Annotated in this window: 21 protein-coding genes; 6 read left to right on the top strand and 15 right to left on the bottom strand. The window is 61.6% G+C overall.

The features are described 5' to 3' along the window. Positions 1 to 4: 4 nt before the first annotated feature. Together QM609_RS04630 and QM609_RS04625 are read right to left on the bottom strand one after the other, a co-directional pair. The gene (locus QM609_RS04630; protein ID WP_007732681.1) at positions 5 to 1,168 is read right to left on the bottom strand and encodes a steroid 3-ketoacyl-CoA thiolase; all 1,164 of its coding nucleotides are present in this window, start codon (positions 1,166 to 1,168) and stop codon (positions 5 to 7) included. A 192-nt stretch (positions 1,169 to 1,360) separates the two neighbouring features. Continuing rightward, positions 1,361 to 1,987: a TetR/AcrR family transcriptional regulator gene (locus tag QM609_RS04625; RefSeq protein WP_030536987.1), complete on the bottom strand. Its 627-nt coding sequence runs from the start codon at positions 1,985 to 1,987 to the stop codon at positions 1,361 to 1,363. Positions 1,988 to 2,140: 153 nt separating this feature from the next. Between QM609_RS04625 and QM609_RS04620 the strand changes: the two genes are divergently transcribed. After that, positions 2,141 to 3,673, top strand: a complete 1,533-nt coding sequence (locus tag QM609_RS04620) for an FAD-dependent oxidoreductase (RefSeq protein WP_030536986.1) — start codon at positions 2,141 to 2,143, stop codon at positions 3,671 to 3,673. A 79-nt stretch (positions 3,674 to 3,752) separates the two neighbouring features. On the opposite strand, the gene QM609_RS04615 is transcribed toward QM609_RS04620, so the two are convergent. From QM609_RS04615 to hsaA, 7 genes are all read right to left on the bottom strand, one after another. After that, a complete protein-coding gene (locus tag QM609_RS04615) occupies positions 3,753 to 4,304 on the bottom strand; it encodes a pyridoxamine 5'-phosphate oxidase family protein (RefSeq protein ID WP_283337060.1) in 552 nt (183 codons plus the stop codon). Positions 4,305 to 4,334: 30 nt separating this feature from the next. Beyond that, positions 4,335 to 5,351 carry a TIGR03617 family F420-dependent LLM class oxidoreductase gene (locus tag QM609_RS04610; RefSeq protein ID WP_050656598.1) on the bottom strand — a complete coding sequence of 339 codons (1,017 nt, stop codon included), beginning with the start codon at positions 5,349 to 5,351 and terminating at the stop codon, positions 4,335 to 4,337. A gap of 1 nt (position 5,352) precedes the next feature. Continuing rightward, a complete protein-coding gene (locus tag QM609_RS04605) occupies positions 5,353 to 6,234 on the bottom strand; it encodes an SMP-30/gluconolactonase/LRE family protein (protein WP_030536983.1) in 882 nt (293 codons plus the stop codon). Between the two features lie 81 nt (positions 6,235 to 6,315). Continuing rightward, positions 6,316 to 6,777, bottom strand: coding sequence for an SRPBCC family protein (locus tag QM609_RS04600; RefSeq protein WP_050656857.1), 462 nt, complete (start codon positions 6,775 to 6,777; stop codon positions 6,316 to 6,318). Next, positions 6,770 to 7,129: an ArsR/SmtB family transcription factor gene (locus QM609_RS04595; RefSeq protein ID WP_003940373.1), complete on the bottom strand. Its 360-nt coding sequence runs from the start codon at positions 7,127 to 7,129 to the stop codon at positions 6,770 to 6,772. The genes QM609_RS04600 and QM609_RS04595 overlap by 8 nt, the downstream gene beginning before the upstream one ends. A 65-nt stretch (positions 7,130 to 7,194) precedes the next feature. After that, the gene (locus QM609_RS04590; RefSeq protein WP_050656856.1) at positions 7,195 to 8,487 is read right to left on the bottom strand and encodes a type I glutamate--ammonia ligase; all 1,293 of its coding nucleotides are present in this window, start codon (positions 8,485 to 8,487) and stop codon (positions 7,195 to 7,197) included. Positions 8,488 to 8,525: 38 nt separating this feature from the next. Continuing rightward, the gene (hsaA, locus tag QM609_RS04585) at positions 8,526 to 9,692 is read right to left on the bottom strand and encodes a 3-hydroxy-9,10-secoandrosta-1,3,5(10)-triene-9,17-dione monooxygenase oxygenase subunit (RefSeq protein ID WP_042448427.1); all 1,167 of its coding nucleotides are present in this window, start codon (positions 9,690 to 9,692) and stop codon (positions 8,526 to 8,528) included. 237 nt (positions 9,693 to 9,929) lie between these two features. Here hsaA and QM609_RS04580 point away from each other — a divergent pair, with 237 nt between their 5' ends. The 4 genes from QM609_RS04580 to QM609_RS04565 are packed head-to-tail and all read left to right on the top strand — an operon-like array spanning position 9,930 to position 12,696. Further along, on the top strand, positions 9,930 to 11,093 hold the full coding sequence (locus QM609_RS04580) for a 3-ketosteroid-9-alpha-monooxygenase, oxygenase component (RefSeq protein WP_003940257.1): 1,164 nt from the start codon (positions 9,930 to 9,932) through the stop codon (positions 11,091 to 11,093). Further along, positions 11,071 to 11,367: a hypothetical protein gene (locus QM609_RS04575; protein ID WP_003940353.1), complete on the top strand. Its 297-nt coding sequence runs from the start codon at positions 11,071 to 11,073 to the stop codon at positions 11,365 to 11,367. The genes QM609_RS04580 and QM609_RS04575 overlap by 23 nt, the downstream gene beginning before the upstream one ends. Before the next feature lie 30 nt (positions 11,368 to 11,397). Continuing rightward, a complete protein-coding gene (locus tag QM609_RS04570; protein ID WP_020909164.1) occupies positions 11,398 to 12,186 on the top strand; it encodes an SDR family NAD(P)-dependent oxidoreductase in 789 nt (262 codons plus the stop codon). A 51-nt stretch (positions 12,187 to 12,237) separates the two neighbouring features. Then, a complete protein-coding gene (locus tag QM609_RS04565) occupies positions 12,238 to 12,696 on the top strand; it encodes a nuclear transport factor 2 family protein (RefSeq protein ID WP_050656855.1) in 459 nt (152 codons plus the stop codon). 1 nt (position 12,697) lies between these two features. Here QM609_RS04565 and QM609_RS04560 read toward each other — a convergent pair whose 3' ends face one another. Next, positions 12,698 to 13,492: an SDR family NAD(P)-dependent oxidoreductase gene (locus tag QM609_RS04560; RefSeq protein ID WP_003940521.1), complete on the bottom strand. Its 795-nt coding sequence runs from the start codon at positions 13,490 to 13,492 to the stop codon at positions 12,698 to 12,700. A 214-nt stretch (positions 13,493 to 13,706) separates the two neighbouring features. Here QM609_RS04560 and QM609_RS04555 point away from each other — a divergent pair, with 214 nt between their 5' ends. Then, positions 13,707 to 14,285 carry a GNAT family N-acetyltransferase gene (locus QM609_RS04555; protein ID WP_050656854.1) on the top strand — a complete coding sequence of 193 codons (579 nt, stop codon included), beginning with the start codon at positions 13,707 to 13,709 and terminating at the stop codon, positions 14,283 to 14,285. Here the strand turns inward: QM609_RS04555 and QM609_RS04550 are convergent. From QM609_RS04550 to hutC, 5 genes are all read right to left on the bottom strand, one after another. After that, positions 14,276 to 14,782, bottom strand: a complete 507-nt coding sequence (locus tag QM609_RS04550; protein WP_050656853.1) for a ClbS/DfsB family four-helix bundle protein — start codon at positions 14,780 to 14,782, stop codon at positions 14,276 to 14,278. The two genes, QM609_RS04555 and QM609_RS04550, sit on opposite strands and share 10 nt — an antisense overlap. Before the next feature lie 87 nt (positions 14,783 to 14,869). Then, a complete protein-coding gene (locus QM609_RS04545; RefSeq protein ID WP_007732711.1) occupies positions 14,870 to 15,805 on the bottom strand; it encodes an alpha/beta fold hydrolase in 936 nt (311 codons plus the stop codon). 32 nt (positions 15,806 to 15,837) lie between these two features. Then, complete coding sequence (locus tag QM609_RS04540; RefSeq protein ID WP_007732718.1) at positions 15,838 to 16,917, bottom strand: dipeptidase; 1,080 nt, start codon at positions 16,915 to 16,917, stop codon at positions 15,838 to 15,840. Positions 16,918 to 17,014: 97 nt separating this feature from the next. Further along, entirely contained in the window at positions 17,015 to 18,409 is a 1,395-nt protein-coding gene (locus QM609_RS04535; RefSeq protein WP_228232244.1) for a serine hydrolase domain-containing protein, read from the bottom strand. Positions 18,410 to 18,626: 217 nt separating this feature from the next. Beyond that, the gene (hutC, locus tag QM609_RS04530) at positions 18,627 to 19,382 is read right to left on the bottom strand and encodes a histidine utilization transcriptional repressor HutC (protein ID WP_024487384.1); all 756 of its coding nucleotides are present in this window, start codon (positions 19,380 to 19,382) and stop codon (positions 18,627 to 18,629) included. Positions 19,383 to 19,479: the final 97 nt, after the last annotated feature.

Here is a 19,479-nt window from a genome sequence, read left to right as displayed (position 1 = left end):
CGGGTCAGATGCGTTCGATAATGGTGGCGGTCGAGAGAGCGCCACCGGCGCACATCGTGACCAGAGCCGTCGACTTGTTCGAGCGCTCGAGTTCGTGCAGCGCAGTGGTGATCAGACGAGCGCCCGTGGAACCGACGGGATGTCCGAGCGCGATCGCACCACCGTTGACGTTGACCTTGGACAGGTCTGCGCCGTGAACCTGCGCCCAGGAGAGCACGACCGAGGCAAAGGCTTCGTTGATTTCGACGAGATCGATGTCGTCCAAGGTCATTTTGGCCTTGTCGAGCACCATCTGGGTGGACTCGATCGGCCCGTCCAGGTGATAGAAGGGATCGGATCCGACCATGCCGGACGCGACGATCCGCGCGCGGGGCTTCAATCCCAGTTCCTGTGCGCGCTCTTCGCTCATCAGCAGTACCGCAGCCGCGCCATCACTGATCTGCGACGAGTTGCCGGCGGTGTGGATATGGCCTTCGATGACCGGCTTGAGCCCAGCCAGCGCTTCTGCCGTCGTCTCACGCAGTCCCCCGTCGCGAGTGACAGTGGCGATCTCACCGGTAGGCACGCCTTCCTTGTCCACCACGGGAGCCTTGACGGGCACGATCTCGCGGTCGAAGCGTCCTTCAGCCCAAGCCTGAGCTGCGCGGCGCTGCGATTCCAGACCGAACGCGTCGACGTCGGCGCGCGTGATCCCACGCTTCTCGGCAATTCGCTGCGCGGAGGTGAACTGGTCACCCATGTCGATGGTCCAGTCGTCCGGGTACGGGTTTCCCGTTCCGGGTGCGTTTGCCTGACCCAGGAACACACGGCTCATAGCCTCGACGCCGCAGCCGATACCGGCCGAGATCTGACCAGACGAAATCAGGCCGGAAATCAAATGCACTGCCTGCTGGGCGGATCCACAGGCGCAGTCGATAGTGGTTGCCGCGGTGCTGTACGGCAATCCGGCGTGCAGCCACGCCTGCCGCGTGACGTTGTTGGACTGCTCACCTGCCTGGGTGACACAGCCGCCGATGATCTGTCCGATGTCTTCCGGTGCGACGCCTGCCCGTTCGAGAACGCCGAGCTGCGCTGCTCCCAGAATCTCGGCGGGGTGCAGTCCCGCCAGGGCGCCGCGACGACGGCCGATCGGTGTCCGAGCGGCCTCGACGATGACTGCATGACCCATGATGTTCGCTCCTTCGTGGAGTTTTCGGTCGGCGAGCTGGCTCACCGTCTATTTTTCTGTAATTTATTCTATTAATGATGTCAGGGCAATGTCCGGATTGACATCAACTCCCAACCGATGCGGATTCAAAAATAGAATTGATTTCAATTTTGCGAACATGACGAACCCACCCCAGAGAGGGGCGAAGTCACGTCAGTGCCGTGAGAGATTCACCAGAAGCAGGTCGCATCCCTTGCGGATGTCGTACTCCGCATCGGGGATGGAGATTCGACCGTTGAGGCACGATTGGATGACCCCGAACCACAGCTGCATCAGCAGACGCAACCCGGTGTTGTCTTCCTCGGTGGGGTTCTCGATCCCGGCCGCGTCGAGGATGATCTGCCGGAAGCCGCGATCGATCTTTCCCACGTCCGGCACCGTCGCGACGTTGGCGGTACTGGACGACTGCAGCATCGCAGTCGAGAGAGCCGGCCGACGCAGTAACCCGCGAGTCGCGCGAACCAATACCTCGTACACCGCATCCTGCGGATTGTCCGACTGAACCTGATGCCTGACAAAGCTGGCACCGATCTGGTCGATCTGCTCGACCATCACAGCGACGAAGAGGTGCGTCTTCGAGGGGAAATAGCGATAAAGAGTGCCGATGGCCACGCCCGCCCGCTTGGCGACCTCGTGCATCTGTACCCGTGAGAGTTCCTTCTCGGTCCCCAATTCGGCTGCCGCTTCCAGCATCCGCACATGGCGCGCCCGCTGCTCGTCCGAACTGGGCTCTGCAGCGTCCCTGACCTCGGCAATTCTCGGCAACGTCGCCCCCATCATCGATTCTGTGTCCCGGTCGCGAACGACCTCGCCAATTCTCTCATCTCGACCACCCATCTCGGCATATTGCCCGCTCAGTGGGACCTGGCATGGCCTTCTCTCCCCGTGCGGTATTCCGTGGACACCCCACCCTCTTGGAGTTAGGACGCAATGATGCAGGACTGGACCACCGAGTGCGACGTGTTGGTAGTCGGCTCCGGCGGCGGCGCGCTGACCGGCGCATACACCGCGGCAGCTCGAGGATTGACGACGATCGTCCTCGAGAAAACCGATCGCTTCGGCGGAACTTCCGCGTACTCGGGCGCATCCATCTGGCTGCCGGGAACCCAAGTACAGGAACGTGCGGGACTCCCCGACTCGACGGAGAACGCACGCACCTATCTGCGCGCATTGCTCGGCGACGCCGAGTCCGAGCGCCAGGATGCCTATGTCGAGACCGCTCCCGATGTCGTCGCACTACTCGAGCAGAACCCGCACATCGAATTCGAGTTCCGTGCGTTCCCCGACTACTACAAGGCCGAAGGCCGGATGGACACGGGACGCTCCATCAACCCTCTCGATCTCGATCCTGCCGACATCGGTGACCTCGCCGGCAAGGTGCGTCCGGAACTCGACCAAGACCGCACCGGTCAGGATCATGCTCCCGGCCCGATGATCGGTGGGCGCGCACTGATCGGCCGACTGCTGGCCGCAGTCCAGAGCACCGGTAACGCAGAACTTCGTACCGAATCCATCCTCACCTCCCTGATCGTGGAAGACGGTCGGGTTGTCGGCGCCGAGGTCGAATCCGGCGGCGAAACCCAGCGAATCAAGGCGAACCGCGGTGTGCTGATGGCAGCGGGCGGCATCGAAGGCAACGCCGAGATGCGTGAGCAGGCCGGCACCCCCGGCAAAGCGATCTGGAGTATGGGTCCCTTCGGCGCCAACACCGGTGACGCGATCTCCGCCGGAATTGCTGTCGGTGGCGCAACCGCTTTGCTCGATCAGGCGTGGTTCTGCCCCGGCGTCGAGCAGCCGGACGGCAGCGCCGCATTCATGGTCGGCGTTCGCGGCGGACTCGTCGTCGACAACGCGGGCGAGCGTTACCTCAACGAGTCTCTCCCGTACGACCAGTTCGGCCGGGCCATGGATGCGCACGACGACAACGGTTCTGCAGTGCCGTCGTTCATGATCTTCGACTCGCGCGAGGGTGGCGGACTACCTGCCATCTGCATCCCGAACACGGCGCCCGCCAAGCACCTCGAGGCCGGAACCTGGTTCGCCGCCGACACTCTCGAAGAACTCGCCGCCAAGACCGGACTGCCGGCCGACGCATTGCGCAGCACTGTCGAAAAGTTCAACGACGCCGCAAAGCTGGGAGTCGACGAAGAGTTCCATCGCGGCGAAGACCCGTACGACGCATTCTTCTGCCCACCCAACGGCGGCGCGAATGCGGCACTGACGGCGATCGAGAACGGTCCGTTCTACGCGGCCCGCATCGTCCTCAGTGACCTCGGCACCAAGGGCGGATTGGTCACCGACGTCAACGGTCGAGTCCTGCGTGCCGACGGCAGCGCCATCGACGGCCTGTACGCCGCCGGCAATACGAGCGCGTCACTGAGCGGCCGCTTCTACCCCGGTCCTGGCGTTCCGCTCGGCACGGCCATGGTCTTCTCGTACCGAGCAGCCCAGGACATGGCGAAGTAACCAGCACAACGAGGACGTGGGGCAGGCAATGTCAGAATCACCTGCCCCACACTCTTTCGCACGGCGACGCGATTTTGTATCACTCCAGGTCGATACCGGGCAACCCGTCCACACTCTTCGCGTTCTTCTCGGCGCGATAGGCGATGAGCCGCTCCGGCCCCCTCTTCTCCGCTACGCGGTCGAGCACGTCACGATCGGATTGGTAGTCCATCAGCGGTACTGCGTATCCGCACGAATCCGAAACGCGCGTTAGATCGACCACGACGATCGACCGCAGCCCCGGGTGCTCAGGGAACCTACCGACAAGCTCGTTGAATGGTTCCGACCCTGCAAGCAGAACGTGTCCGTGACCGTGCAGTCGTACGATCTTCGGTGGTCCGTCAAACGCCATGAACATCAGTGTTATTCGGGAGTTCTCGCGCACGTGCGCGATGGTTTCCACACCGCTGCCGGCGAGGTCGAGGTACGCCACCCGGTTGGATGTCAGCACCACAAACGATCCGACTCCCCCTTTGGGTGAGCAATTGACCAACCCGTCAGCAGACAACGGTGCGGTGGCAACGACGAACAGCGGTTGAGCCTGCAACCACGTGGCGAGCTTTTCATCGATGCCTTCGTAGACGCGCCCCATGTCGAGAGTGTAGTTCGCGCCGACTGGACGTCACGGGGCAGACGCTGCGGCAGCTCGAATCTCCTCACACATCGCTGCGAAGACGCGGTCGTCGGCGGGATTCGCCGGCACCGCCAGTGCAATGCCGTCGCAGAGACTCGCGTATTTCGAACTCAGCACCTCGGGGAGTTCGGCGTAGGTGCATTGCGTGACCAGCCTGTCGAGAACATCGTCGGTGAGGACGGCAGGTAGTCGAGCCCAATCACCTGCCCGCGCCATCACTGTCAGTTCTTCCCCGACCTCGGATAATCCGAGGACCTCCAGCGCGACTCGGTACGCCGGAGTGGAGTAGAGAAAGGCAAGTTCACTGCGCACCGCTTCTCGTTGAGCAAGTATCGCGGCAGGATCTTTGCCGGTGATCATCTTCGGAACGGCAATCAGTCGCGGCTTCCTTCCGCCCGCCGTCAACGATGGAATGATCCTCTCCGCGAGCACCTTCGGATGGGAGCTGGTGGGGTGAGAAACAAAACCGTCGGCGACGGCTCCCGCCAGTGAGCACATGCGCGAGTTCACTCCCCCGGTCCAGATCTCCGGAGCCGGAACATCGAGCGGCCCCGGATTGAAGTAGGGCTGCAGCCGGTCGAAGGTGTAGTGCGTTCCGGCATGGTCGAGTTCACCGCCCTCCTGAAAAACTCGGAAGATCTCGCGTACAGCGCTGACGTAATCACGCAGTTGCGCAACAGGATCCGTCCACGGCATCGAGTACCGCCCGACGATGTTCCCACGCACCTGCGTCGCAAGCCCCAGTTGAAATCGCCCACCCGAGAAACCCGCAAGATCCCAGGCAGCCAAAGCCGTCACCATGGGACTGCGCGCAAACGCGACAACCATCGACGTCCGGACAGTGAGAGTACTGCTGTGCTCGACGGCCAGGGCCGCCACCGCAAACGGATCACGAATGGTTTCGGAGATGTGCACCGTGTCGAAACCAAGGTTCTCGATGCGTCGGACGTGCTGAGCTACCTGCCGCAGCGGAGTGTCGGCAGGTAGCGAGGTCACCAATTCCATATCAGCTCAAAGGCTCCAGGCGAATCGACAGCAGCTTTCCTTCGGTAGCCACCTTGCGAGCGTGTTCGTTGAAATCCGGGGCGGCACAAACGAACAGGGTACGACCGTCGGAACCGCCGAGTCCGCAAGCGAAGACACCGCTGTCGAAGGCAATTTCGTCGACTATCTCCCCGCTGGCGCCCACATGAAGAACACGGCTTCCGAGGGCATCGGCCACCCACATCGAATCGTCTCCGTCGATACAACACCCGTCCGCCGCAACGACGATCTGAGCGAGGGTGGTCTCCATCTCGGGTCCACCAGGCACCGGCCCGAACGACGCCCAGTCGCGGCGTTCACCCAGAGAGCCGTCGGCCTGGACGGCAAACGCACTGATTCGATTTCCCAGCGTTTCGTCCACGAGCAGATCTCCGGTCGACGTCAGAGCCATTCCGTTGGGGAAGTGGAGATCTCGCGCGACGACGTGCACCGATCCGTCCGGGTCGACGCGGAGGAGATCTGCCGTCTCGACGGGGGCCAGGTTCATCAGATCGAACCCGAAGTTGCCCACGTACGCTCGTCCCTGTGCGTCGACCAGCATGTCGTTGACGTTGGCACTGACGTACCCGGACAAGTCTGCGTGCACCACCAACTCGCCATCGGATTCTCGCCGCAGAATCTTCTGGTCCCGCATGGAGACGACCAGTAATCTGCCGTCCGGAAGCCACCCCAGCCCGGACGGCTGCCCTGGAACCTCCGCCTCGACGCGTATGTCTGTCCCGTCCTCGCAGGCCGAAATCACCTGGTAGGTGTAGAAGTCCGATACCCAGATCCGGTTCTCGTGCCAGCGCGGGCATTCGAAGTAGGTGTATCCCTCGAGAACTACCGCAACTTCTGGTGCCATCAGGCTCTCCTGCGTCGGTGACGAATGGTCTATCAGCCCCATTCAATCACCGGCACCGCTGTCGCGGTGTCCGATTCCCGACTAGTCGCCGGCGCGAACTTCGTCCAACACGTCGAAAGCGGATTCCCATCCGTCGTACACATTCCCGTCACCCTTGAATCCCGGAATTCCTACCAGGTGGAAGGTCATCTCGGTTTTGTCACCCCGTTCTGCGAGCGTGACCGTTATCCGAGGTGCGGCATCCACCGGATCACTCGGATTTCCCCAGGTGAAGACCAGCCTCTTCGGCTCGTCGACCTCGAGATAGGTTCCGCCGGTGGGGTACTCGGCTCCGTTCTCGTCGTTGATCATCAGGTAGCGGTACGTTCCGCCAACCCGGGGGTCGATCGTGACGTACTCCCGAGGACTGCTGACACCCTTCGGATGCCACCAGCGCGCCGCCTCGTCGGGGTCGGTCCACGCCTGCCAGACAAGGTCGCGCGGCGCATCGAAGATCCGGGTGATGGTGAATTCTGCAGTGGCATCGACGTTCTGGTCACTCATTGTCCTTCTCCTTCTTCGGTCGACGTTGCTTCAGCTCACGTAGACGCTCGTCGAGGAGGTCGAAGCGTTCGTTCCAGCCTCGCCGGTGTTCGTCGACCCAGGCGCTGGCGTCGTCGAGACCCTCTGCGCGAAGGGTGCACGTGCGCCATTGCGCGGTGGCGGTTCGTTCGATGAGACCGGCTCGCTCGAGCACCTTCAAATGCTGAGAGATGGCGGGTCGACTCATTTCGAACGGCTCGGCCAACTCACCGACGGTCATCGAACCATCAGTGAGGCGAGAGAGCATTTCACGCCTCGTCGGGTCGGCCAATGCGCTGAACACTGCATCGAGTCGGCCACTTCGCTCGTCCATGTAAGCAACTCCTTAATTAAGGAATAGCTTAAACATAGGACTCGACATCTTGCGCGTCAACCCTTTCAGCTCCAGGTATATCGAAGCCGCTCGACGGTTGTCGCCTCGTCCATCTGGGACAAAGTCTCGCGCTCAACTCCCTTCACTGACACCATCGCTTCGATGATCGACTCCCCGAAGATTTCCTTCGCCACCGAGGAGGAGTTGAACTTCTGCACTATCTCGCGCAGATCGGTGGGGACTCGGGTCACCCCGCGCTCATCACGTTCCGCCTCCGTGAGAGTCGACGGGTTCACCACAATTTCCGGCGGCAATGGCGAGGCATTGCCGATACCGATATGCGAAAGGCCAAGTATCGCAGCGGTCGCCAGATACGGGTTGGCCGATGGATCGACGATTTTCACTTCGGCGTTGGCGCCGTGTGGATTCGACGGTGACTCTGCGCAGAACCTCAGTGCCGCTTCCCGGTTCTCGAGCCCCCAACAGACGTAGGCCCCCGACCAATTGTCCGGTCGCAGCCTGACCCCGGAGAGCGGTGAGGACGCAAAGACGGCCGTGAATTCCGCGAGGTGAGAGAGGATTCCACCCAAAGCTGACGATCCTTTGTCGGTCATCCCGTACTCCTGCCCGCCACCGGAGAAGACGGGCCGCCCACCTGAGTTCAACGAAAAGTGCTGGTGTGCACCGTTCCCTGCACCTCCGACCGTAGGTATCGGTGAAAACGAGGCCGCCAATCCATGGGCTCTGGCAGTGCGGCTGATCAAGATCCGGGCCAGTATCACCAGGTCGGCAGCCTGAACAGGAGTTGCCGGAGCGATGGAGATCTCGAATTGATCCGGTCCGTACTCTGCATGCACTTGCTCGATATGAAGTTGTGCGCGTTCGGCATTGCGCAGAAGGTCCTTGAGGAAGTCCTCGCGGCGCAGGACTGCACCTAACCCGTACGCCGACCACGCTCCGTCACACGCATCACCGAAAAGAGTGAACTCGATCTCGTGACCCACCCGAGCTTCCAGTCCGTCGGCGGCAAGCCGCGCCACGACGGCAGTGAGTGCGGACCGAGTACACACGGCAGCCGTCGCACCGTCTTGCTCGTGCAACGTCGCCGGCGCCCACGACACGCCCCCGCCGAGATCACGGAGGTCGGAGCGGTCGATACGCAACCGGAGATCACCCACGACGGAAAAGGAATCGGTGAAGGCAATCCGATCGTCGCTACAGAAGACGTTCCAGCTCGGTGAGACTCCCGCACCGGCTTTCTCGAAGACACCGGTTCGGCCGGCCGGCATCACCTTCGCGCGCGCGACACCCGCCATGTCGACGATCGAGCCGATGGTCAGAGCCGGTACTTCCCTCATCCAAAGGCAAATACCCCACCCGGTGACGCGCCAACCCGTCAGATCAGGTTGTCCTCCACCGGCAGTCCGAACGCCGCCCGGCCGTAGAGCGCCAACGCGCGCTCGGGTTCGTTGGCAACGTGAACGCTGCCCGCATGAACGTCACGCCACGCACGCTCGATCGGGTTTCCGCGAGAGAGGGAGTTCCCGCCTGCCGTCTTGAAAAGCATGTCGATCGCTTCCACCGAGCGTTCCGTCGCACGAACCTGATCACGACGCGCACGCAGCCTCATCGAGAGTGGGAGCTCCTGACCGGCCACAGCAAGTTCGTACATCTCCCGGATATTGCGATCCATCTGCAGAATCGCAGCATCGATCTCCGACGACGCACGTGCGACGGCGACCTGAGCGAACTGATCCTCACTGAACCGTCCACCACCCAAACTCAGACGGACGCGCTCACGCATCACGTCCAGGTACCCCTCGTAACAACCGGCGACGATGCCCACACACGGAGCGGCAACCGTCGAGGTGAAGATGCTCCCGAACGGAAGTTTGTACAGCGGGCCAGGATTGACCGCTTGGCCAGGACCACGCAGTTGTGCGGTCTCGTAGTTGCGCTTCAATCGGTGCTCGGGAACGAAGGCCTTGTCGACCACGATCTCGTTGCTCGCGGTGCCGCGCATCCCCACGACATCCCACACGTCACGGATTTCGTAATCGGTGCGCGGCACCAACACCGTCATGAAATCGACGGGACGACCATCCATGCCGACCACCATCGCTCCCAGCAACGCCCAACTCGCGTGGTCGCAACCGGAGGAGAAACCCCACTGGCCCGATAGCTCGTAGCCTCCGTCCACCGCCGTCAGTCGACCGACCGGCGCATAGGCGGACGAAATGAGCGTCGTCTGATCCTCTCCCCACACGTCGGCCTGCGCTCGGTCGTCGAAAAGTGCAAGATGCCACGGGTGCACCCCCACCACCGACGCGACCCAACCGGTCGAGCCGCAGGCAGCCGAGATGGCCCTGACCACTTCGTAGAACTGAACCGGGTCGCTCTCGGCACCTCCGTATCTTTTCGGCGCCAGCATGGAGAAGACGCCGGCTTCGGACAGCTCCCGGATGGTCCGTTCGGAGATCTTGCGCGAATCGTCGACCTTCTGAGCGCGGGCCGCGATCTTCGGAAGCAGATCACGGACTGAACTCAGGACCTTGTTGACCATGGGAGACACTCCTCGCACCGAACCGTGAGGGAGCGGATCGGCAGATAGACATAACGGCTGCCCCGTCACGATATGTCGGTCACGCGTTCCGGTGATCGGAAGTCCCGGAGGCCGGGATCAGCCGCCGGATCCTCGCGCTCGCCGCTGGTCCCGGCCAGTGAGACGAGACCCCAGAGGCAATTCACGCTCCCCTAGCGTCGGGCGTCGACACTGCCCCTGGAAAGGACGGGACTCATCGTGACGATCACTCAGTCCGACAACGACGAGGTTCGCGAGATCCAAGCTGGAACCGCGCCTACACGCTTTGCGCGTGGATGGCACTGCATTGGACTCACGGAGTCCTTCAAGGACGGCCAGCCGCACTCCATCGAGGCGTTCGGCACCAAACTGGTCGTCTTCGCCGACAGTGAAGGCAACGTCAAGATCCTCGACGCGTACTGCCGTCACATGGGTGGCGACTTGAGCCAGGGCACCATCAAGGGCGACGCCATTGCCTGTCCGTTCCACGATTGGCGCTGGGGCGGCAACGGCAAGTGCCAGAAAATTCCGTACGCACGCCGCGTCCCCCCGCTGGCCAAGACGCGCGCCTGGCAAACCCTCGACCAGGACGGCATGCTCTTCGTCTGGCACGACCCCGAGGGCAACCCGCCGACCGACGACGTGGCTATCCCCCGCATCGAAGGCGCGCTCAGCGACGAGTGGAGCGACTGGGTCTGGTACACCACGACCGTCGACACCAACTGCCGCGAAATCGTCGACAACATCGTCGACATGGCGCACTTCTTCTACGTGCACTACTCCTTCCCGACGTACTTCAAGAACGTCTTCGAAGGCCACGCCGCAACGCAGTACATGCGCGGCGTCGCTCGCTCGGACATGCGTCCCCACGCAGCTGGCACCCCGAAGATGGTCGGCAGCAACTCGGTTGCGACGTACTTCGGCCCCTCCTTCATGGTCGACGACCTGACCTACGAGTACGAGGACTACAACGTCGACTCTGTGCTCATCAACTGCCACTACCCGGTCAGTGCGGACAAGTTCGTGCTCCAGTACGGCATCATCGTCAAGAAGTCGGATCGCTTCCAGGGTGAAGCCGCCGACGCGATGGCCGCGAACTTCGGCACGTTCATCGCCAAGGGCTTCGAGCAGGACGTCGAGATCTGGAAGAACAAGACTCGCATCGAGAACCCGCTCCTGTGCGAAGAAGACGGCCCGGTCTACCAGCTCCGTCGCTGGTACGAACAGTTCTACGTCGATGTCGCGGACATCGCTCCCGAGATGACCGAGCGCTTCGAATTCGAACTCGACACCGCGCGACCCGTCGCAGCCTGGCAGAAGGAAGTCGAAGACAACCTCGCTGCAAAGAAGGCAGACGAAGATGCAGCCTCTTCAGTGCGCTGAGTGCAAGGCTCAGGTCCTGGTCCAGAAGAACAGTTGGGAACACACCACCGTTCAGTGGAGTGACCAGGCCCGCGCCCAGTGCCTCGAAATCGCCGACGACCGTGAATTCGGGCAGCGAGAGGGACGACCCGGTGCCCCTCGCAAGCAGTGCGGCGCCTTGATCGCGTCCATCGTGAACGCTGCAACAGCGGGCGAACTCGAGATCCTCAACGACGAGCCGGTGCCTCAGCCGATCGTCGACGACAGCGAACCCGTACCGACTCCGTTTCACTAGTCAAGCCAACATCTTTCGAAGAAGGTAGTAATGATCGATCCTCAGTACTACGGCCCGTGGGCAGTCATCGCCGGCGGTTCAGAAGGTGTCGGCGCAGGGTTCGCCGACGAGCTCAGCAAGATCGGCATCAACCTCGTTCTCATCGCCCGCAAGCCGGGCCCGCTCGAGGAGACCGCGGCCAAGGCACGCGCCAACGGCGTCGAAGTACGCACTCTCGCATTGGATCTGCTCGTTCCGGACGCGCTCGATCAGATCAAGGCGGTCACCGACGACGTCGAGGTCGGCCTGCTCATCTTCAACGCCGGCGCCAACAGCTACGGCCACGAGTTCGTGACCGGTGATCTGACGGGATTTGCCGGAGTCATCGAGCTGAACATCAACAAGCAGCTCGAACTCTCGCACCACTTCGGCGGATTGATGAAGGATCGCGGACGCGGCGGCATCATGCTGCTCGGTTCGCTGGCCGGATTCATGGGCTCCGAGCACCAGAGCATCTACGCGGCGTCCAAGGCATTCGGGCGCATCTTCGCCGAAAGCCTGTGGCTCGAACTCCAGCCGTACGGCGTTCACGTCGTCGAGTTCATTCTCGGTGTCACTCGCACACCCGCTATGATTCGCGCGGGACTGAACTTCGACATCCCGGGCATGAACGTCGCAGAGCCCGAAGATGTTGCACGTGAAGGTCTCGAACACCTTGCCGACGGCCCGATCTGGGTGGCTGCAGGAAACTACGAAGGCGCCAAGAAGCGCAGTGGCTTCCCCCGAGACAAGATGGTCAAGGGCGCTGCCGAAGCGATGCGCAAGCTGCTCAACCGCTGACATCTGCTGTGCGCCTTTATTAACCCCCCGACGTTAAGAAAGGCGCACAGCATGAGCATCGACATCACCACTCTTCTCGACGAACGCGAGATCACCCGCTCCATCTTCGAGTTCGCCCGAGCCATGGATGCACGAGCGTGGGATGAACTCCACCGGATCATGACGCCGGACGCTACGGCAGAATTGGGCACCGGAACTCTGCGCGGACCCGCCGAGGTAGTGGCGTCCATCCGCTCGTTCCTCGACGAGTGCGGTCCCACCCAACATCTGATCGGTAACGTGCTGGTCGAGGTGGTCGGCGATCTCGCCACCAGCCGCTCCTATGTCAGCGACATGCATGTGGGCACCGGGAGCAAGGCTCACCTGAACTTCTTCACCCTCGGCGACTACCACGACTCATGGACGCGGATCGACGGAAAGTGGCGAATGACGCACCGCACCAAGCATTCACACGCCAGTCAGGGATCCATCGAGGTTCTGGGCGCCGGCCCCAGCGGTTGGCGGAGCTGATTCAGCTCAACATCGACGAACGGCCGGTCGCGAGCGGACTCTTGCTGGTGAGTCCGCCGTCGACCACCAGGGTCTGCCCCGTCATGTAGCGAGATTCGTCCGAAGCCAGGTAGACCATGGCATGCGCGATGTCTTCGGGTTCGCCGAGGTAAGGCAGGGCGTTTGCCTGCTTCATGCCGTCGATGACATCAGCGGGGATGTTGTCCACGAGAGCGGGTGTCATGATCGCGCCCGGCGCTACGGCATTGCACCGAACGCCGTTTGCTCCGTACTGGACTGCGATGTACTGCGTCAGACGAATGACTGCCGCTTTGGCGGATCCGTAGGCAGACTGCAGGGAATCCCCGATCAATCCACCTACCGAGGCCGTGTTGACGATCGATCCTCCACCGGCACTGTTCATGTGCGGAATGGCAAGTCGTGAAGCGACGACAGTGCTGCGGACGTTGAGCGACATCACGCGATCCCACTCGTCCAAGTCCATCCGGAGCAGGTCGAGATCCTTGCGCGGGTTACTACCGCCCACGTGATTACACAGGACGTTGATGCCGCCGAATTCGGCGACCGCCTTTTCGATCATCGCTGCCAGAGAGTCCTCGTTCATGACATCGACGCCGAAACCCATTGCATTGCCACCGGTCTCGCGAATCGCCACCGCTGCTTCCTCTGCACGCGCAGGATCGAGGTCGGCGACCAGCACCTTGGCGCCCTCTGCCGCCATGAGTTGTGCTGCTGCACGCCCGATTCCACTGGCGGCGCCTGTGATCACTACATTCTTGCCTTCGAGCCTGTTCATATCTGTTCCTTTCGCGGAGAATCGCCGTACCCGGATCTCACGTGCCCGGAGTTGACCGCTCGGCGATTGCCCGATCACTACCAGTCAACGCAGGATCGACAGCCTCGTCCAACTTTCTTGAATGAACTCACAAGTACGTGACCACGGCCCGCGCACCTGCTACACCGCCGAAATCGAGTGGCGACGGAAGACCTCCCTGTGCTGAAGTGGCACTATGCAGAATTCTGTTCGACCGCTGTCCATCGACGATCTCGACCGTGCCGCCGAGGTTCTCGGCGAGGCGTTTGCCGACTACCCCTGGACGAACTGGTGCGTCGCCGAAGACTCCCACGTGGAACGCGTCGCGACTCTGCAACGGATCTATCTCGAACACCTGGCACTACCGTTCGGGCGTTCCTACATCGACGATTCCGGCAACGGCGTCATCGCAGTCCTGCCGCCGGACGCTCCAGAGCCTGATGAAGCGACCGTCGAGAAGATCGTCGAACTGCACGGAGATCGGTTCGAGCGCGTTCTTCAGGCTGACGAACAACTGTCTGCGCTTCCCGTCCCCGACAACGCGTGGTCGTTGGCAACGATCGGTACGGCGCCGCGCTCACGCGGAACCGGATTGGGTTCTGCGCTACTGAAACATGCTTTGGCGGAACTGGATCGAACCGAACAGAATTGCTGGCTCGATACGTCGACCGAACGAAATCTACCGCTGTACCAACGGTTCGGTTTCACGATCGTCGGCCAGACCTCGCTCCCCGACGGACCGGACGTATGGCGGATGCATCGACTTCAGGGCTGATTGTTCGACTTCAGCACTCGCCGAATCATTTTCGACAACGACGCGTATTGGGTGATCGTGTTGACGGCGATCCACCTCGAGACCGGCCACGTCCGGGTCCACGAGAAAACCCCGACCGACAGCAGTTGATCGTCGTCAAGGGTCTCGATGTAGTTGCGCAATATCGCAACAGCAGCTCCCAAGCGGTCACGAAGCTCCTGAGCCGGAATGTCGATGCTCGCGTCGACAACCGACTGGTTCAGTGCGGGTGTTTGCGTCCACTTGTAACCCGCCGCCGGCGTCTGCGGAGCCTCGTCTCGCAGCCCGGCACCTATCCACTCTGCGACGGCCTCTGCCCACCAGACACGCACAGCGAGTACGTCGTGCACCGTCCACGCGTCGACGGCAACGGCGTCGAACGCATCGGCCTCGGCGACGCCGTCGAGTAACGCTTCGAGTTTCGAATACGCCGAGTCCAGCTCGCTCACCAGTTCTTCGCGTGACCAGGTCTGCGCCACAATGCCTCCGAACGATCAGTGGAGAAGAAAGAAGCGGGACCATCTCGACTCGATGGCCCCGCCTCCAACTTTAACGTCCTCCCGGATTCAGTTCAGCTCACCCAAGAACCTTCCGAGGTTCTCGGCGATTTCCTTCGACCTGGTGTGGTGCAGGTAGTGGTCTCCGTCCAGCAAGATCACCTCTCCGTGATCGACGGAGGCTGCCTGCCCCTCGTGCAGCTCTGTCCAGCCCTGAACTTCTGAATTGTTCACGGCGAACAACAGAATCGGAAGATCGGCTGGGAACGTCTTGCCGATTGCTTCAGCGAAGTTACTGGAAAGATGATCCATCTCGTTGAGATAGGTATCGCTGAAGTTGTTCTTCGCAGTCAACTGTCGCATCTCGTCCTTTGCGGCGGGATCGAGGTACTCGTCCGAGGCTTCACCACCGACGACCTTGGACAGCAATTCCGCCAAGCCCAATTGCCTTCCAACTCGGAGTGCGTCGATCGGGAATTTGGTATCCATGTTCGGCTGCCCTGGAACACTGCTGTCGATACCCACGAATGCGGTGACCTCGTCACGGTACTTCGCGGTGTAGTCCAGCGCATAGAGACCAGTGATCGAGTGCCCCATGAGGATGTATTCGTCAATTCCCAGCGACTGTACTGCCGTATGAATCTCTTCGACGATGTTCGCAGTCGTGCGGTCCTTGTCCGTTCCATCACTGTAGCCGTAACCGAAGGGCTCGATCGTGACGACGCGGTAGTCAGGTGCGAGCTCGTTGACAAGCGGTGTGAAGTCGAGAATCGGTGCGGACGTTCCGAACCCGGGTAACAGCACTATGGTCTGATCGCCGTTGCCGCGGATCGAGTAGCTCATGTTCTTTCCGTCGACGGACACGAACTGGTTGCCCGTCTCCCCGGCCGGAACGCTCGCTTTGCTGGAGCCGACATTGAATACGAGCGCTATCGATACCAGCACAACCAGAACTACGGACACCGAAGCAACCAGCTTCAGTGCAACGGTACGAATCTTCTTCATTCTCATCCTCATCTTCTCGGGCGTCGATACGGCTAGGAAAGGCTCGACATCGAGGCCGCACTGGTCTCGTCGAGCACACGCAACACGTTGTTGCCCATCAGCTTTGCCAAGTCCTCCGCGGACCAACCGCGTTCCGCCAGACGGTCTATCAACACCGCGAAACCGGATACGTCCTGCATACCGTCCGGAAAGTCGTCGAACCCATCGTAGTCACTGCCCAAACCGATGTGGTCGATGCCCGCGACGTCTCGGGCATGCTCGACGTGGTCGGCGAGATGGTCCACTGTCATCGCCGGTCGTGGGCCGACTCGCCCGCCTTTGAACCACTCGTTGTACTCGGCAGAAAGGAACATGGGTACAAAGGCGATCATGATGACCCCGCCGTTGTCCGCGAGCAGTCGCATGACGTCGTCGGGAACATTACGGGGGTGACCGCATAGCTGAGAGCACGACGAATGGCTGAAAATCACCGGCGCCGACGACGTCTCGATGGCATCTCTCATCGTTTCCACCGAGACGTGCGACAGGTCGACGAGTACGCCGAGCCGATTCATTTCGCGCACGATCTCGCGACCGAAGTCGGTCAGCCCGCCGTGTACTCGAGTGTCCGTCGCGGAGTCCGCCCACCCGGTGTTGTCGTTGTGCGTCAGCGTCATGTACCGAAGACCAAGGCGCGCCATCATTCTCAGGACACCGAGCGAGCTGCCGATGCTGTGACCGCCCTCCGCGCCCAACAAGGACGCGACCTTGCCCTCGCTCCAGATGCGACGCACGTCGTCACCTGTACGCGCGAATTCGAAAGTATCCGGATATCGCTCGATCATCCGGTACACGTAGTCGATCTGTTCGAGTGTGTACTGAACCGCCTCTGGCTCCGTCCGGTCACACGGGGTGTAGACCGACCAGAACTGCGCACCGACGCCGCCGCGACCGAGTTTGTCGATGTCGGTTTGGAAGATGGAATCCTTCTCGAGATTCTCCACCGAGTATGCGGCAGTTTCGCGAGCCGTCCAGGCCAGATCGTTGTGACCGTCGATGACCGGCGCAAGGCCGTAAGCATCCAGTGCCGCGGGGTGATTCACGTCCGGAAAAGGAGCGAGAGGTTTCATCATGAGTTTTCCTCGAAAAGTAGTGCGGGCAGGTCGAGGGCCCTCATCGCCTTCGACCTGCCCGAGATTTCATTCAGCGGAGAGAATCATCTCGCCGCGACTAGTCGGAAATCTTCTTGAAAAGCCTTGTCATGTAGAGATATTGCTCGCCATCGATCGTGAGATGAGCCATCTCACCCGAAGCGCTCTCGTTACTGATCGAGAACCGGGAGGCGGACAGAGGCACGACCTTGGTGGGCGGAGCCGGCGGCTCGCCGTCGATCTCGACCTTGGCGAAGTTCTGCACCTGGAATCCGCCGTCCTCGCCGCGCGTGAGTTCGATTCGCACGGTTGTCGATTCATAGGTTCCGAGAATGTGCGACAGGTCGATGTCTTCCGCATTCGGCTCGGACTTCGGCTCCGGCAGAACGAGATCGAGCTCCTGGGCGATCTCCTTCTCGATGTCGTGGGCCAGGGCGCCGCCGCCACGCGAGTTGGTCACCACGGCCATGGCGAGACCGAGCTCGGGGAAGGTGTGAAAACGAGTGATCTGGCCGATCGTCGCACCACCGTGCTGCGCGGACGTCACGCCACCCCAGTCGGACAGGATCCAGCCGAGACCCCAGGCCTGATCGACGCTCGAGACCGCGGTCAGGTCGAATTGCGGAGTGCGCATCAGGCGCGCGGATTCTTCGGACAGAATGCGTTCACCCGTCAATGCGAGTCCGTCACGCATGTGTGCAGCACCGAAGGTCAGGAGCGAGCTGACCGATCCGGTGATGATCCCGGCCGGACCGATACCGCGCGGAAGCAGCCACTGCTTGGTCGGAATCACCTTGTCCGGCGACGTCCGATCCGGGTTGGCCACGTGGCCGACGGCCGTGCGGAACAGCGGCGCGTCCTTGGCCTTGGTGATGATGTGCGTCAATCCGAGTGGCTTCCAGAGATATTCGACCAACGCCTCGTCCCACGTCATCTCACGAAGGACCTCGACGATGCGGCCGGCAACGGCAAAACCCGCGTTGCTGTAACTCAGATGCCCGCCGGGCTCGGTGACGCTGATCGCGGTCGCGAGTTCGTCTACGTACTTCTCGACGCAGTCGTCACCGTCACCGGTGTCGTTGAACAGGTCTCCGTCGATACCGCTTGTGTGCGTGAGCAACTGGCGGATCGTGATTTCCTTCGTGTTGGAAGGATCCGCGATCGTGAACTCCGGAAGCACCTCCACCACCAGGGTGTCCAGCGTCAGCTTGCCCTCGTCGACGAGCTGCATGATCAGCGTCGTCGTCCAGATCTTGCTCGCGGATCCGTACTGGAACAGGGTGTCTGCGTCGACGTCGACGCGCGTGTTCAGGCTCGTCACTCCGGTGGTGATGACACGGATATCCGCCGCGCAGTCTTCGCCCAGCGCGATCACACCGACCTGCGCGCCCGGTACCGAATGCTTGGCTGCCAGTTCGTCGAGGCGTTCCTGCCACTTCGGGGCGACAAGTAGGTCCTTGGGCAAGTCGGTCACAGGTCGAACTCCTTCGATCATGGAAGCGAGCGGCGTAGACGGCGTTGCTGGGATCCGCTCAGGTCTCACTCGTCGGGAAGTGAGGTTGCGGAAGCAATAACCGTCCACCCATGATCTCAGTGTGCTCGCAGTCACGTCCTGGTCGATTGCACCGAAGTCGGCCCCGAAAATGGTGCAATCGGACGAGCGAGTGTTCAGGATTCGCCATTCGAAACGATCAGCGCTCGAAGGTTCCTTCCAAGCGATTGCGTGAACCCGGATGGATCAAGCGCGCCGCGCTGACCAATCCGTTAGCCGACCAGGTGCGGCGGCGAATCAGCAGGCACGGTTCCCCGCGATCGATGCGTAACAGCTCGCATTCGTCCGGGCTACCCAACACCGCTTCCACGACATGCTCGCCGCGAACCAGAGGCGCAACGTCACTCAAGTAGTTGTTGGGGGTGATCGCGGTGAAGTCCTGGCGCAGATAGTCGGGCGCCTCGTTCGGATTCACGAATCGGTCTTCCACCTGAATCGGAGTTTCGTCCTCGAAGTGCACCATCAGCGAATGGAACACCCGTTTGCCCACCGATTCACGAAGGAACGTCTGCCCGTGGTCGGTTTCTTCCTCACGAACGAAGACGACCTCGGTTCGATGACGGTGGCCGCGGCGCTGAATCTCGTCGGCGATGTTCTTGACTTCGAACAGCGGGGACGCGGTCTTCGTGGCGGCGACAAAAGTACCGACCCCCATCATCCGCACGATCAGACCGTCGCTGGTGAGTTCGCGAAGCGCTCGATTGATCGTCATTCGTGACAACCCCAGCGCACTGACCAGTTGATTCTCCGAAGGCAGCTGATCGCCTTCGGTCCACCGACCCGAGTTGATCTGCGAGACCACGAGGTTCTTGACCCGTTCGTAGGCAGGGGCGGACTCGCCGCCTGCCTCGTTGAACAGCACGGCGAGTTCTGCGTCCACTTCGGCAATCGCCATCGCCACCACCCGTTCGTCGAAAACCACCGAGTCGGTTCTCCCGTTCGGCCTCCGAAGTCTATCCGCCTCGTGCACCTTTCCGATCCATCCGCGAGCG

This window comes from Rhodococcus sp. IEGM 1302, from assembly GCF_030056935.1.
GTDB lineage: Bacteria > Actinomycetota > Actinomycetes > Mycobacteriales > Mycobacteriaceae > Rhodococcus_F > Rhodococcus_F qingshengii.
Note: the sequence above shows the minus strand (reverse complement) of the source record. Positions and strands in the feature narration are given on the sequence as shown.